We start from the raw sequence: 13,831 nt of genomic DNA, 5'->3' as shown, positions 1-13,831 counted from the left end.
AATATTCCCTTTGTTAGGGAAAAACCGCCTTGAATTCCTGATTTGCCTTTTGTGCAGTGCAGCAATAACCGGTTTCTAGCGCTGACTGTCGTAAATTTATGCCCTGGACGCCCCCTTGACGGTGCGAAAAGGGGTTGCCAAAGGACCCATGCCGCAATTCTAACATTGCGGTAAGACCAGAGCCTCGAAAGGGGCCGCGGTCACTCGCGCTTCGAAACGATCCTTCTGGGCGGGCATGAGCTCGGCGAGGGGGGCGTAACGGGTCGAGCGCAGCGAAGCGGGTCTGCCCAACATCCGAGAGATCGGATGGGAAAGCGGGCTTTTCAAGTTAGGGTGGAGACGCTCTCGCGCGACGACCCTCGGTCCAAACGTGCTAGACCAATCAGGAACTGGCGACAGATGCTCGACATTAAACGGAAGACCCCCCTCATCGCTCTCGTTGGCGCCGTGGCGCTGATGGCGAGCGCCCCGGCCTTCGCTCAGGACGCCGCCGCGCCTGCGCCGGCCGCCGCCGAAGCCGCCGCCCCGGCCGCGACCCCGGCCGCAACCCCGGCTCCCGCCGCCGACGCCGCTCCGGCCGAGGAAAACGCCGGTGAAGCCGCGACCGAAAAGATGAAGTCGCACTCGCTGACCCCGGTCGGCATGTTCCTCGCGGCCGGCATCGTCGTTAAGGTCGTGATGATCGGCCTGCTGCTGGCCTCGGTCTTCTCGTGGGTTCTGCTGATCACCAAGCTGCTCGAGTTCGGCAGCCTGAACAAGCAAACCGACCAGTTCCTGGAAGCCTTCCGCGGCGCTCGCTCGATCGCCGACATCGCCCGCATCGGCTCGTCGGAAGAATTCGAAGGCAACCCGCTGGCCGACATGGCCGCCGCGGCCGCCCAAGAAGTCGAACTGTCGCGTCAAGCCGGTCTGCAAGTCGGCGGCGAACACCGCGACTCGACGATCGCTCGCGCCACCTACGCCATCAACGCGGTGCAGGCCTCGCTGGCCAAGCGCCTGTCGGGCGGCATGGTGTTCCTGGCCTCGGTCGGTTCGGGTGGTCCGTTCATCGGTCTGTTCGGCACCGTGTACGGCATCATGACCTCGTTCATCAGCATCGCGAACACCAACACGACCAACCTCGCCGTCGTCGCGCCGGGTATCGCTGAAGCCCTGCTCGCCACCGGTATCGGTCTGTTCGCCGCTATCCCGGCGGTTATCTTCTACAACTACTTCCAGACCCGCATCTCGGCCTACGGCACGCGTTCGGAAGGTTTCGTTGCTGAACTGATGAACGCTATCTCGCGTCAGCTCGACAAGGGGGCGTAAGACCGATGGCCGCCAAACTTTCGGGTGGCGGCGGCGACAGGTTCAACGTCGAACAGAACAGCGAGATCAACGTCACGCCCTTCGTGGACGTCATGCTGGTCCTTCTGATCATCTTCATGGTGGCGGCTCCGCTGGCCTCCGTGTCGATCGAAGTGAACCTGCCGCCGGCGGTGGCGAAAGCGACCCCCAACCCGCCGAAACCGGTCTACATCTCCATCAAGGCGAACGGTCAGCTGTACATCGGCGACGACCGGACCTCGATCGACACGATGGGTGAAGACCTGACGAAGAACATCGGCAGACGCGATCCCTCCAAGGAACGCATCTTCATCCGCGCGGACGAAAAGACTCGCTACGGCTCGTTTATGGAGGTCATGAACGCCCTCCAGGACAACGGGTTCTACAGCGTGGCCCTTATCGGCCGGGATGAGAACAGCTGAGGGGTGATGCATGGCTGAACAACAAACGCCCGAGCATCGCCACTACGATCCGCTGACCTCGGAAGGTCCGCGCCGCAAGAAGGGCCTCGGCACCTTCGGCGTGGCCCTGATCATCGTCCTCGGGCTGCACGGCCTTCTGTTCGCGTACCTCGCGAAGCAGAAGTTCGAAGCGGTGCTGAAGGAGTACAGCGACGAAGCTGTGGACGTGGAGCTGCCTCCGCCTCCGCCGCCTCCGCCGCCGCCTCCTCCGCCCCCGCCGCCGCCGCCGACCAACGCTCCGCCGCCGCCTCCCGCGGTGGTGCAGCCGAGGCCGCCGATCGCGCCGCCGCCGGACGTGACGCCGCCGCCGCCGCTCCCGATCCCGCCCGTCAAGGAGCGGGTCGAGCAGACGGCGCCGCCGATCATCTCGTCGGCTCCGCCGGCGCCGGTGACGGCTCCGCCCGCCCGGGCTTCGGTCGTGACGCGTCCCGATTGGGCGCGTAAGCCGAACGCCGACGACATGGCCCGGTACTATCCGGACCGTGCACAGCGGACGGAAACCGGTGGTCGTGCGACGATCCGTTGCACGGTGAACGCCAAGGGTTCGCTCGAGAACTGCTCGGTCGTGTCGGAATCTCCGGCCGACTACGGTTTCGGCGAAGCGGCCCTGAAGCTGTCGCGCCTCTTCCGCATGAAGCCGAAGACCCTCGATGGGGCTCCGGTGGACGGCGGCGAGATCACGGTGCCGATCACCTTCCAGGTCCCGCAATAGCGACGGCCTGGGAACGATCCCAAGAAGACGCCCTGGAGCATCCGCTCCGGGGCGTTTTTCTTTGCCTGCTCTCATGCCGTCGGAGCGGGGCGTTTTCGGGGCGCGATTTTCTCCGTTTCGGGGCTTTTCGCCGCTTGATCCCGACGGCGGGTCCGACTAAGAACACGCCTCTCGCGGAGCCGCCTTAGCTCAGTTGGTTAGAGCGCTAGATTGTGGATCTAGAGGTCCTCGGTTCGAGCCCGAGAGGTGGTACCACGCGAGACGTTGAAAAGGCCCGGCGGCGACGCTGGGCCTTTTTCGTTTCCTGGCTCCGGTTGGAGAATTCCTCAGCCCGCGGCGCATCTTGCCGCTTGCGCCGAAATCAAACGCTTGTAAGGGTTCCCTATGGGTAAGGGGATTGAAGTCTTGAGTTCGACCACCGAGATCGCCGCCGGCCAAGAGGTCGAGGCCCAGGAAACCGAAGCCGTCACCAAAAACCTGGTGTTCACGGCCGCCGAGCGGCTGTTTGCGCTGCACGGCTTCCAGAACGTGTCGGTGCGCGACATCACCGCCGCCGCGGGCGTGAACCTGGCGTCGGTGAACTATCACTTCGGCTCCAAGGACGCCCTGCTGTTCGAAATCTTCAAGCGGCGCACGGCCGAGCTCAATCGCGAGCGGGCCAAGATGCTGCACGAGGCCAACGACCGCAACGCCGGGACCCCGCCGGTGCGCGAGATCCTGGCGGCCCTGCTGACCCCGCCGCTGCGCTGGCTGGCCCCCGACCACGAGCGCCGCATCTCGCTGCAGTTCCTGATCCGGGCCCGCAGCGAGGGCACCGACGAGATCCGCCAGGTGCTGAAGACCGACGTCTCGCACCTGCGCCGCTTCTCCGACGCCCTGCTGAAGGCGCGGCCCGAACTGTCGGCCGAGGAGGTCTACTGGCGGCTGCACTTCACCCTGGGGATGCTGCACAACAACCGCTTCGCCGAGTTCGACCGCCTGAACGTGCTGTCGGAAGGCCAGACCAGCGAGGCCGACGTGGTGTCGCTGCTGGAGCGGATGCTGGGCTTCGCCGACGCCGGGTTCGCGGCTTAGGCCTCGCCTTCTTCCTTCCCGTCATTCCCGCCCTTGTGGCGGGAAACCCTGGGTCCGCTTCCACGTGAGGCGCAAGCGGCGTGCTGAGCACGCCGCCACATCTGCACCTGCGGCTGAAAGAGGGGTTCCCGCCACAAGGGCGGGAATGACGGACGGATGGAGGAGGGGCCGGCGGTTTGCAAAACGCGCACCGCCGCTCATTCCGATCATCTGCACAAATCACCGGTATGTGAGGAACGTTCGTCGGGGCCGAGGGTTAAGGTGGCCCCATGGCTCGGCTCGGCATCACCCATGAGACCCGATACGCTTACGAGCGCCCGGTGGCGTTCGGGCCGCACCGGCTGCTGATCCGGCCGCGCGACAGCCACGCCATCCGCATCGTCGACGCCTCGCTGGCGACCTCGCTGCCCGGCCAGACGCGGTGGAGCTACGACGCCAACGGCAACTGCGTCTGCACCTTCCAGCCGGAAGGGCGGGCCGACTATCTGACCATCACCAGCCGCCTCGTGATCGACCGCTATCCGGCGCCCCTGACCGATCAGGCCGTGGCCGACCCGCACACGGTGTCGCCGATCGTCTACGGGCGCGAGGACCGGGCGGTGCTGGACCCCTTCATCCGCCCGGCGACCGAGGACGCCGACCGCGTGATGCTGCGTTGGCTGCGCGAGCAGATGGAGCGGCCCGACGAGCCGGCGCTGGAGTTCCTGCTGCGGCTCAATTCCACCATCCACGACCAGTTCGAGTACCAGGCCCGCGCGGCCGAAGGCACCCAGAGCCCCGCCCTGACCGTGGCGCGCGGGGCGGGCACCTGCCGCGACTTCGCCTGGCTGATGGTCGAGGCGCTGCGGCGGCTGGGCTACGCCGCCGTGTTCGCCACCGGCTACCTCTACAGCCCCTCGCACGGTGGCATCAGGGGGGCGGGGGCCACCCACGCCTGGTGCGAGGTGTTCCTGCCGGACCTCGGCTGGACCGAGTTCGACCCCACCAATGGGCTGGCGGAGTCCGAGGACCTGATCCGCGTGGCGGCCACCCGCACGCCGGCGGAGGCCCTGCCGGTGTCGGGCACGGTGATCGGCGATCCGGGGCTTTCGGAGCTCAGCGTGGTTGTCGACGTGCAGCAGCAGGACGCGCTGTGCGAGGCGGCGTGACCAGGATCAACGACAGACGCCGGCAAGGCGCGCAGGATGAGATTTGAGACGGGAGGCGAGGCCATGATGACGAAGACGTTCCAACACCAGAACCCGATGACCAACTACTGCATCCCCAAGTCCGAGCCCAAGGCTCAGCACGGCCAGAAGCCGGCCAAGGAATGCGTGGACCTGAAGGACGAGAAGCGCTCGTTCGAGCCGCGTCCGGGGCATTGACCTTCTAAGCCGTCATCCCGGGCGGAGGCCCGCGCAGCGGGCCGCAGACCCGGGACCCAGGGCCGCCGCAGTGCGATGGCCTCTGCGGAAGTCGCCTGATCTGACTGCCGCACCCAGTCCCCCTGGGGCCCGGCTCTCCGCTTCGCTGCGGCCGGGATGACGGGATTGGAGGAAGAGAGCGATCACCCCCGACGCAGGATGAACTCCAGATCCTGCACCCGGCCGACAGGGAAGAAGTACTCGCCGACCTTTTCGAAGCCCAGGCGGCCGTAGAGACGCTGGGCGCCGAAGTTCTCGGACCAGACGCCGATCCACAGAGGGCGCGGGCCGTCCTTCTCCAGCCAGTCCAGGGCCGTGTTCAGCAGCAGCGAGCCGTTTCCGCCGCCCTGATGGGCCTTCAGCACGTAGATTCGGTAGAGCTCGCCATGGTCGGGCGATGCGTCGGCATGGGGCAGGGCGCAGGGGCCGGCCAGGGCGTAGCCGATCGCCGTCCCGTCCTTCTCCAGGATCCAGCAGGCCTTTTGCGGATCGGCGAGGTCGCGTTCGGTGCGCTCCAGGCTGTAGGCGTAGGCGAGAAAAGCTTCGAGATCCTCGAGCGGATAGAGATGGGCGAAGGTGTCCGAAAAGGTGCACATCCCCAGCGCCGACAGGATCGGGGCGTCATCGAGGACGGCGCGGCGCAGGGTCGTGCTCATGGGCAGGTGATGCCTCGAAAAAGGCTGGGCGGACAAGCGCCCTCGCGCGTTTTCGAAAAGCGATTGGTCTTATGGCGACCGGCCGACAAACCGCCTAGGTAGGGCGCGCGCCAGAGGCGACCCAGGGGCCGGGTCGACCGCGTGCTTGCCAAGCGCGCACGGGCGTGTCATGACAACGTTGTCATAGGGTGGACGAAAAGTGACCAAGAAAAAGACCGAAGACGGCGAAGCGGGCCGCGAGGTTTTGGTGCTGTTGGGCGGCGCCGGCGACCTGGCCCTGCGCATGCTCCTGCCATCGCTGTATTTCCTGGAAGTCGACCGGCTGCTGCCGCATGACCTGCGCATCTTCGGCGTGGCGCGTGGCGACCTCACCGGCGCTGGCTACCGCGAGCTGGTGCGCGAGCACCTGGGCAAGCGCGCCAACGTGGAAGAGGCCGCCTGGGAGCGCCTGGCCGCCCGCCTCGACTATCTTCCGGTCGACATCACCAAGGAGGAGGGGGCCAAGGCCCTGGCCGACAAGATCGGCCCGCACGACTCGCTGGTGATCTTCTTCGCCGTTTCGCCCAGCCTCTATCCGTCCGCCTGCCAGGCGCTGCAAAGCGCGGGCCTGACCGGCCCCACGACGCGTCTGATCCTGGAAAAGCCGATCGGCCGCGACCTCGAAAGCTCCAAGATCACCAACGCCGCGGTCGGCGCCGTGGTCGACGAGAGCCAGATCTTCCGCATCGACCACTATCTGGGCAAGGAGACGGTCCAGAACCTGACGGCCCTGCGGTTCGCCAACGTGCTGTTCGAGCCGCTGTGGGACAACAAGTCGATCGACCACGTCCAGATCACGATCGCCGAGACCGAGAAGGTCGGCGACCGCTGGCCCTATTACGACGAGTACGGCGCCCTGCGCGACATGCTGCAGAACCACCTTCTGCAACTGCTGTGCCTGGTGGCCATGGAGGCGCCGTCGGGCTTCGATCCCGACGCCGTCCGTGACGAGAAGGTCAAGGTGCTGCGGTCCCTGCGGCCCTTCACCAAGGACAACGTGGCGCACGACACCGTCCGCGGCCAGTACGTGGCCGGGGTGGTCGAGGGCACGGCCCGGGCCGGCTACCTCGAAGAGGTGGGCAAGGGCTCCAAGACCGAGACCTTCGTGGCCATGAAGGTCGGCATCGACAACTGGCGCTGGGCGGGCGTTCCGTTCTTCCTGCGCACCGGCAAGAACCTGCCCGACCGCCGCACCCAGATCGTGGTGCAGTTCAAGCCCGTGCCGCACAACATCTTTGGCGCCGTGACCCAGGGCGAGATGCAGGCCAACCGCCTGGTCATCGACCTGCAGCCGGAAGAAGACATCTCGCTGAGCGTGATGACCAAGCGTCCGGGCCTGTCGGAAGAGGGCATGCGCCTGCAGTCGCTGCCGCTGTCGCTGAACATGGCCGCCCCGGGCAGTCGCCGCCGCATCGCCTATGAGAAGCTGCTGCTGGACGCCTTCCGCGGCGACCGCACCCTGTTCGTGCGCCGCGACGAGGTCGAGGCCGCGTGGCGGTTCGTCGACGGCGTGGCCAAGGCCTGGGCCGAAGCCGGCATCGAGCCGGCGCCCTACGCCGCCGGCACCTGGGGTCCGGCCAGCGCCGCGTCGCTGATCGCGCCGCAGGGCCGGGCCTGGAAGTCGTGATGGGTACGCGCAACATGCCCAAGATCGAAGTCTTCCCGACCCGCGACGCCCTGTACGACGCCGCGGCCTCGACCCTCGCCAACGCCCTGACCACCACGGTGGCGACGCACGGCAAGGCCGGGTTCGCCGCCACCGGCGGCAGCACGCCCGAGCCGGTCTATCAGCGCCTGGCCACCCTGACCCTGCCCTGGGACAAGGTGACCGTGACCCTGACCGACGAGCGCTTCGTGCCGCCGTCGGACCCGAGCAGCAACGAGGGCCTCGTGCGCCGCTCGCTGTTGCAGGGCGAGGCGGCCAAGGCGAGCTTCGCGCCGCTCTACGCCGACCCGGCTTCGCCGGAAGCGGCGGCCGAGGCGGCTGAGGCTGGCGTGGCCGAGGCCCTGCCGTTCGGCGTGACCCTGCTGGGCGTGGGCGGCGATGGCCACTTCGCCTCGCTGTTCCCTGGCAACCCGGTGCTGGAAGAGGGCCTGGACCTCGACGCCGAGCGCCTGGTGCTGGCCGTGCCGAAAGGTGAGCCGGCCCCCGACCTTCCGCGGATCAGCTTGACCTTCAAGGCGTTGATTCAGACGTCGCTGATCGTCCTGCTGATCACCGGCCAGGCCAAGCGCGAACTGCTGGAAGGCGCGGTCGATCCGAGCCTGCCGGTGGCCAAGATTCTCGATCAGGACCGCGTGCCGGTCCGCATCCTCTGGGCGGAGTAGTCAGATGGCCCTCAATCCCGTCATCGCCGAGATCACCCAGCGGATCGTCGAGCGCAGCCGCCCGACCCGCGAGGCCTACATCGCCCAGATGGAAGCCGCCGCCCTGGCCCAGCCGGGCCGCGCCAAGCTGTCCTGCGCCAACTGGGCCCACGCCTTCGCCGCCTCGCCGGCCGCCGACAAGGTGCGGGCGCTGGATCCGAACGCGCCGAACCTGGGCATCGTCTCGGCCTATAACGACATGCTGTCGGCCCACCAGCCGCTGGAAGAGTATCCGGCGCTGATCAAGGAGGCCGCCCGCGAGGTCGGCGCCACGGCCCAGTTCGCCGGCGGCGTGCCGGCCATGTGCGACGGCGTCACTCAGGGCCGCCCGGGCATGGAGCTGTCGCTGTTCTCGCGCGACGTCATCGCCATGGCCACGGCCGTCGCCCTGACCCACGACGCCTTCGACGCGGCCATGTACCTGGGCGTCTGTGACAAGATCGTGCCGGGCCTGGTGATCGGCGCCCTGGCGTTCAGCCACCTGCCGGCGGTGTTCGTGCCGGCCGGCCCGATGACCTCGGGCCTGCCCAACTCCGAGAAGGCCCGCATCCGCGCCCTTTACGCCGAGGGCAAGGTCGGCCGCGACGAACTGCTGGCCGCCGAAAGCGCCAGCTATCACGGCCCGGGCACCTGCACCTTCTACGGCACGGCCAACACCAACCAGATGCTGATGGAGCTGATGGGTCTGCACCTGCCGGGCTCGGCCTTCGTGCATCCCAACACCCCGCTGCGCAGCGCCCTGGTCAAGGAATCGGCCCGTCGCGTCGCCGCCGTCACCCACAAGGGCAACGACTGGATCCCGGTCGGCCGGGTGATCGACGAGAAGGCCGTGGTCAACGGCGTCGTCGGCCTGATGGCCACCGGCGGCTCGACCAACCTGGCCCTGCACATCGTGGCCATGGCCCGGGCGGCCGGGATCATCCTGACCCTAGAAGACCTGGACGACATCTCCAAGGCCGTGCCGCTGCTGGCCAAGGTCTATCCGAACGGCTCGGCCGACGTGAACCACTTCCAGGCCGCCGGCGGCATGGCCTTCGTGGTGCGCGAACTGCTGAAGGCCGGCATGGCCCACGAGGACGTGCTGACCATCGCCGGTCCGGGCCTGTCGAACTACCACCAGGAGCCTTACCTGGACGGCGACGAGCTGAAGTGGCGCGAAGGCCCGGAGACCTCGCTGGACGAGGCCATCCTGCGCCCGGTCGAAAACCCCTTCAGCAAGGAAGGCGGCCTCAAGCTGCTGGCCGGCAACCTCGGTCGCGGCGTGATCAAGATCTCGGCTGTGAAGCCCGAGCACCACGTGATCACCGCGCCGGCCGCCGTGTTCCAGGAGCAGGAAGACTTCATCGCCGCCTTCAAGCGTGGCGAGCTGAACCGCGACGTCGTGGTCGTGGTGCGCTTCCAGGGCCCGTCGGCCAACGGCATGCCGGAGCTGCACAACCTGTCGCCGTCGATCTCGGTGCTGCTGGACCGCGGCTTCAAGGTGGCCCTGGTCACCGACGGCCGCATGTCGGGCGCCTCGGGCAAGACGCCGGCCGCCATCCACGTGACGCCGGAAGCCGCCAAGGGCGGGCCTCTGGCCTACGTCCAGGACGGCGACGTCATCACCATGAACGCCGAGACCGGCGAACTCTTCATCCATGTGGACGAGGCGCAACTCCTCGCCCGCACGCCTGCACCAGTCCCGGCGTCCAAGCCGGGCTTCGGGCGCGAACTTTTCAGCTGGATGCGACACGGGGTCGGCGCCGCCGACGCCGGCGCGTCCGTGCTGTTTGCTTAAAGGGAACGGGAAACCCATGAACGGCGCCAACGCACATGGTCTGGGTCTGGTCGGGGATATCGGCGGCACCAACGCCCGCTTCGCCCTGGTCGACTTCGACGGCCCCGATCCCCGGCTGATCGAGCCCACTGCCTATAAGGGCGAGGACTACGACACGGCCGAGGACGCCATCGAGGACTATCTGGCCAAGGTGGGGGTCAAGCACCCCGACCAGGCCGTGGTCGCGGTGGCCGGCCCGATCGAGCACGGCGCCGTTCATTTCACCAACATCGACTGGAAACTGTCGGAAGACAGCCTGCGTCGCACGGGCGGTTTCCGTAACGCCCGGCTGATCAACGACTTCACGGCCCAGGCCCTGGCCGCGCCGCGCCTGTCGCCGAAGGACCTGCGCCAGCTCGGCCCGCTGCCGACCTCTGGCGAAGGCGATCTGGCCATCATCGGCCCGGGCACCGGCTTCGGCGCCGCCGGCATGGTGCGCCGCCACGGCTGCGACACCCCGCTGACCACCGAGGGCGGCCACATCTCGTTCGCCCCGGTCGACGACGTCGAGATCGAGATCCTGCGCGGCCTGCAGGCCAAGTACGGCCGCGTGTCGGTCGAGCGCATCCTGGCCGGACAGGGCATGGAGGACCTGCACGTCCTGCTGGCCCAGATCGAGGGCCGTCCGGTCGAGGAACTGGCCGCCAAGGCCATCACTGAAGGCGCCGTGGCCGGCCGCGAATGCTGCAAGACCACGGTCGAGCGGTTCTGCGCCATCCTCGGCTCGACGGCTGGGGATCTCGCCCTGGCGCTCGGCGCGCGGGGCGGGGTGTTCATCGCGGGCGGCATCGCCCCGCGGATCGTCGACCTGCTGGAAGCCAGCGCCTTCCGCGAGCGCTTCGAGGCCAAGGGCCGTCTTTCGGACTATGTGAAGGCCATCCCGACCCACGTGATCCTGCATCCCCATACCGCCCTGATCGGCGCGGCGGTGGCGATGACGCCGGACGGCCAGGCTTCGATTTCCTAGGGCTCCTTCTCTCCGGGCGCTCCCGCACAGGCGGGGGCCTATCGTAGAAGCGCGATCAAATTGAAGATGCCTTCCTGGGCCTTGTGCCCAGGATCCATGTCTGCGGCAGGCTGTAATTTTGACGTTTCGGGTAGCCGAAGGTCCCAGAGCACACGCCCAACTCAACGGATGCTGAACAATGGATCCTGGGCACGAGGCCCAGGAAGGCAGGTCTTTAGGACCTGATAGGTCGTCCAGACACATATGCAGGTAGCCCTGCGCGCAGGCGGGGGCGAGCCGGCTTTCAGCATATGGCGAGGCCGCGGATCGACCCGCGGACTCGGCTTGGATCCCCGCCTTCGCGGGGAACTTTCGGGGTAGGGGCGGTCTCTTGGCGAACGCCCCGAACCGCCGTTTTCAGCAGCCCCGTCCAAAAAGGGGTCGCCTTGACAAGGTTGTCATGGCCTGTTGTCTCGCTTGAAGGCTGAATCACGCCGCGCGAGGCCCTTACTTGAACGCCAAGGTTACGATCCACGACGTCGCCCGCCTGTCGGGCGTATCGATCAAGACCGTGTCGCGGGTGCTCAACCGCGAGCCCAACGTCAAGGCCGACACCCGCGACCGGGTGCAGGAGGCCGTGGCCTCGCTGAACTACCGGCCCAACATCTCGGCCCGGAGTCTCGCGGGTTCGAAGGCCTATCTGATCGGCGTGTTCTTCGACAACCCCAGCCCCGCCTACGTCACCGACGTGCAGTTGGGGGCCATCGGCCGCTGCCGGACCGAGGGTTATCACCTGATCGTCGAGCCGCTCGACTCCGAGGGCGACATCGAGGAGCAGGTGGAGCCGATGCTGGCCACCCTGCGCATGGACGGGGTGATCCTGACGCCGCCGGTCTGCGACAACGCCCGGCTTCTGGCCGTGCTGGACGCCGAGGGCGTGCCGTATGTGCGGCTGTCGCCGGACAAGGATCTCGACCGCTCGGCCTATGTGCGCATGGACGACGTGGCCGCCGCCTATGACATGACGGCCCACCTGATCAAGCTGGGCCACAAGGACATCGCCTTCATCAAGGGCCACCCCGACCACGGCGCGGCCCATCTGCGCTATGACGGCTACGCCAAGGCCATGGCCGACCACGGCCTGGCGGTGCGCGAGGACCGCGTGGCCCAGGGCTATTTCTCGTTCCGCTCGGGCTTCGAGGCGGCCGAGACCCTGCTGGCGGGCGACGACCGGCCGACGGCGATCTTCGCCTCCAACGACGACATGGCCCTGGGCGTGATGGCCGTGGCCAACCGCCTGCGCCTGAACGTGCCCGAGACCCTGTCGGTGGCCGGCTTCGACGACACGCCCGGCGCCAAGGTCGTCTGGCCGCAGCTGACCACTGTGCGCCAGCCGATCCAGGCCATGGCGGCGGCGGCTGCCGACCTGCTGCTCAGCGGCGACCTGAAGGGCGAGGAGGGCGCTCCGCCGCCCTCGCGCCTGCTCGACTTCGAGCTGGTGGTCCGGGAGTCGACCGGTCCGGCGGCGGGCTGAGGCTCAGGGCTCGAGCCCGCCGGCCGCTTCCAGCCGCGCCGCCTCGGCCCAGTCGACGGTGAAGTAGAGCGACGTGTCGAACGCCTGCACGAACAGGGTGTTGGTCGCCGGCAGGTACTGCAGCGTCATCCGGTAGCCGGGCGTGCGGATGCGTTCGAGCAGCCGGCCGTCCTTCATCGAGATCACGCCCAGCCAGCCCTTGCTGGTCTCGCCGGGCGTCTGGCGCTCGCGGCCGGCGGCGGTCTGGGAGGGCAGTTCGACGAAGGCGAAGCGGCCGTCGGGGCTGATCACCGGGCGGACCACCTCCTGCCAGTAGACCCCCGTGGTCCAGCGACGCCAGATCTCGCGGCCGCTGTCGAAGTCGATCAGGGCCAGGGTGACCGCGTCGATCGGCTCCTCGGGGACGCTGCAGGCGAGGTCGTCCGGGCAGAAGCGGCGGAACGCCAGCTTGGGAGCGGCCAATATGGCCTTGCCGTCCGGCGTCAGGGCGATCCGGGCGCTGCGGGCCAACGGCGAGGGCAGGGCGCGCGCCTCGCCCGGCGCGCGCCAGGCGATGAAGAGGGCGTGGCTGGACCAGGGATGGACCGCCGCCACGATACGCGGGCCGTCGGGCGTCCGGGCCGCGGCCAGATCCTCGATCCAGTGGGAGGCCGGCGGGGAGACGGCGCCGTCCGGCCTCGCCATGGGGGCGCCGAGGTCGATCCCGCCCCGGATCTCGCCCGACGGCAGGTCCAGCAGGGCCAATCGCGGCGGCGGGCGCTCGCCCAGGTCGTCGGCCCGGAAGACGCCGACGGCCATGCCGCCGCCGATGTGGGCCAGGCTGACCAGGTCTTCGGGAGCGGTCCAGCCGGGCGCGGCGATCGTGCCGTCCGTCCCGGCGCGGATCGGGCGGACGCCCGGCTCCCGATCCTGGATGGCCGGCGCCCAGACGGAACCGGGGTCCGCCCAGGCGAAACTGAGCGAACGGTTGGACCCGATATCGCCGAAGATGGTCACGCCGGCGACGCGGCGGGGCGGCTCGGCGCCGTCGGCCGGGGCGAAGAACACCGAGGTGTAGGAGGCGGCGGCGTAGGTGTCGCCGTTCGGCGACATCGCCGCCCAGTCGGGTGAAAAGTCGCGTTTGACGATGGCCGCCGGCCGCAGAATCTCGGCGTGCGCGGAGAGGCCGCTCGCCAGGAGCGCCGCGATGCACAGTCGCGCCAGCATGTTGTTCACCCCGCCGTCGATATCGGCGCCAACCTAACGAGGAGTCGGCGCGCGCGTCACCGCTCCCGCGCGAAAACGCCGAAAGCCCTTGCGGGTAAGGCTTCGCCCTTTCAGCCGATAAATCACACAATTACGGAAAGCGAATTTTGTTACGTGGTTGACAGCGTTGTCCATTGACAGCGCTGTCGCATTACTCATAGGTTGCAGTCGCCGGCTCCCGAGAAGGGCCGGAGAACAAGGGAGGATGCGCAAGGCATCCCGAAAAACTTGGCGAACTCACTGCGTCGACGC

Annotated in this window: 13 protein-coding genes and 1 tRNA gene; 12 read left to right on the top strand and 2 right to left on the bottom strand. The window is 68.0% G+C overall.

The window, feature by feature from the left end; translation table 11 throughout:
* Nucleotides 1-399: 399 nt before the first annotated feature.
* The 7 genes from AC07N1_RS14810 (at nucleotide 400) to AC07N1_RS14780 (ending at nucleotide 4,937) form a co-directional block, all read left to right on the top strand.
* Nucleotides 400-1,308 carry a MotA/TolQ/ExbB proton channel family protein gene (locus AC07N1_RS14810; RefSeq protein WP_110133138.1) on the top strand — a complete coding sequence of 303 codons (909 nt, stop codon included), beginning with the start codon at nucleotides 400-402 and terminating at the stop codon, nucleotides 1,306-1,308.
* A gap of 5 nt (nucleotides 1,309-1,313) precedes the next feature.
* Nucleotides 1,314-1,748: a biopolymer transporter ExbD gene (locus tag AC07N1_RS14805; protein ID WP_110133137.1), complete on the top strand. Its 435-nt coding sequence runs from the start codon at nucleotides 1,314-1,316 to the stop codon at nucleotides 1,746-1,748.
* Nucleotides 1,749-1,758: 10 nt separating this feature from the next.
* The gene (locus tag AC07N1_RS14800) at nucleotides 1,759-2,499 is read left to right on the top strand and encodes an energy transducer TonB (protein WP_494605183.1); all 741 of its coding nucleotides are present in this window, start codon (nucleotides 1,759-1,761) and stop codon (nucleotides 2,497-2,499) included.
* 178 nt (nucleotides 2,500-2,677) lie between these two features.
* Nucleotides 2,678-2,754, top strand: a tRNA-His gene (locus AC07N1_RS14795).
* Nucleotides 2,755-2,904: 150 nt separating this feature from the next.
* On the top strand, nucleotides 2,905-3,573 hold the full coding sequence (locus AC07N1_RS14790; RefSeq protein WP_494672507.1) for a TetR/AcrR family transcriptional regulator: 669 nt from the start codon (nucleotides 2,905-2,907) through the stop codon (nucleotides 3,571-3,573).
* A gap of 269 nt (nucleotides 3,574-3,842) precedes the next feature.
* Nucleotides 3,843-4,721, top strand: a complete 879-nt coding sequence (locus AC07N1_RS14785) for a transglutaminase family protein (protein WP_494672506.1) — start codon at nucleotides 3,843-3,845, stop codon at nucleotides 4,719-4,721.
* A 63-nt stretch (nucleotides 4,722-4,784) separates the two neighbouring features.
* On the top strand, nucleotides 4,785-4,937 hold the full coding sequence (locus tag AC07N1_RS14780) for a hypothetical protein (protein ID WP_494672505.1): 153 nt from the start codon (nucleotides 4,785-4,787) through the stop codon (nucleotides 4,935-4,937).
* A 182-nt stretch (nucleotides 4,938-5,119) separates the two neighbouring features.
* Here the strand turns inward: AC07N1_RS14780 and AC07N1_RS14775 are convergent, their stop codons facing one another.
* Nucleotides 5,120-5,632, bottom strand: a complete 513-nt coding sequence (locus tag AC07N1_RS14775; protein WP_494672504.1) for a GNAT family N-acetyltransferase — start codon at nucleotides 5,630-5,632, stop codon at nucleotides 5,120-5,122.
* 199 nt (nucleotides 5,633-5,831) lie between these two features.
* Between AC07N1_RS14775 and zwf the strand changes: the two genes are divergently transcribed.
* The 5 genes from zwf (at nucleotide 5,832) to AC07N1_RS14750 (ending at nucleotide 12,334) form a co-directional block, all read left to right on the top strand.
* Entirely contained in the window at nucleotides 5,832-7,298 is a 1,467-nt protein-coding gene (gene zwf / locus AC07N1_RS14770; RefSeq protein ID WP_494672503.1) for a glucose-6-phosphate dehydrogenase, read from the top strand.
* Nucleotides 7,298-7,999 (top strand): 6-phosphogluconolactonase, encoded by a 702-nt coding sequence (gene pgl / locus AC07N1_RS14765; RefSeq protein ID WP_494672502.1) that lies wholly within the window; start codon nucleotides 7,298-7,300, stop codon nucleotides 7,997-7,999. Before zwf ends, pgl begins: the two co-directional genes overlap by 1 nt.
* Nucleotides 8,000-8,003: 4 nt before the next feature.
* Nucleotides 8,004-9,815, top strand: coding sequence for a phosphogluconate dehydratase (gene edd / locus AC07N1_RS14760; RefSeq protein ID WP_494672501.1), 1,812 nt, complete (start codon nucleotides 8,004-8,006; stop codon nucleotides 9,813-9,815).
* Nucleotides 9,816-9,831: 16 nt separating this feature from the next.
* Entirely contained in the window at nucleotides 9,832-10,821 is a 990-nt protein-coding gene (gene glk, locus AC07N1_RS14755) for a glucokinase (RefSeq protein WP_494672500.1), read from the top strand.
* A gap of 490 nt (nucleotides 10,822-11,311) precedes the next feature.
* Complete coding sequence (locus AC07N1_RS14750) at nucleotides 11,312-12,334, top strand: LacI family DNA-binding transcriptional regulator (protein WP_494672499.1); 1,023 nt, start codon at nucleotides 11,312-11,314, stop codon at nucleotides 12,332-12,334.
* Between the two features lie 3 nt (nucleotides 12,335-12,337).
* On the opposite strand, the gene AC07N1_RS14745 is transcribed toward AC07N1_RS14750, so the two are convergent.
* The gene (locus tag AC07N1_RS14745) at nucleotides 12,338-13,540 is read right to left on the bottom strand and encodes a TolB-like translocation protein (protein ID WP_494672498.1); all 1,203 of its coding nucleotides are present in this window, start codon (nucleotides 13,538-13,540) and stop codon (nucleotides 12,338-12,340) included.
* Nucleotides 13,541-13,831 lie beyond the last annotated feature (291 nt).

Source organism: Caulobacter sp. GW821-FHT09B11, assembly GCF_059418205.1.
This window is presented reverse-complemented; position numbering and strand designations above follow the sequence as displayed.

Bases quoted from the DNA above. Each gene is read 5' to 3' on its own strand.
- AC07N1_RS14810 (WP_110133138.1), top strand. From the start codon at position 400: ATGCTCGACATTAAACGGAAGACCCCCCTCATCGCTCTCGTTGGCGCC.
- AC07N1_RS14805 (WP_110133137.1), top strand. From the start codon at position 1,314: ATGGCCGCCAAACTTTCGGGTGGCGGCGGCGACAGGTTCAACGTCGAA.
- AC07N1_RS14800 (WP_494605183.1), top strand. From the start codon at position 1,759: ATGGCTGAACAACAAACGCCCGAGCATCGCCACTACGATCCGCTGACC.
- AC07N1_RS14785 (WP_494672506.1), top strand. From the start codon at position 3,843: ATGGCTCGGCTCGGCATCACCCATGAGACCCGATACGCTTACGAGCGC.
- AC07N1_RS14780 (WP_494672505.1), top strand. From the start codon at position 4,785: ATGATGACGAAGACGTTCCAACACCAGAACCCGATGACCAACTACTGC.
- AC07N1_RS14775 (WP_494672504.1), bottom strand. From the start codon at position 5,632: ATGAGCACGACCCTGCGCCGCGCCGTCCTCGATGACGCCCCGATCCTG.
- pgl (WP_494672502.1), top strand. From the start codon at position 7,298: ATGGGTACGCGCAACATGCCCAAGATCGAAGTCTTCCCGACCCGCGAC.
- edd (WP_494672501.1), top strand. From the start codon at position 8,004: ATGGCCCTCAATCCCGTCATCGCCGAGATCACCCAGCGGATCGTCGAG.
- glk (WP_494672500.1), top strand. From the start codon at position 9,832: ATGAACGGCGCCAACGCACATGGTCTGGGTCTGGTCGGGGATATCGGC.
- AC07N1_RS14745 (WP_494672498.1), bottom strand. From the start codon at position 13,540: ATGCTGGCGCGACTGTGCATCGCGGCGCTCCTGGCGAGCGGCCTCTCC.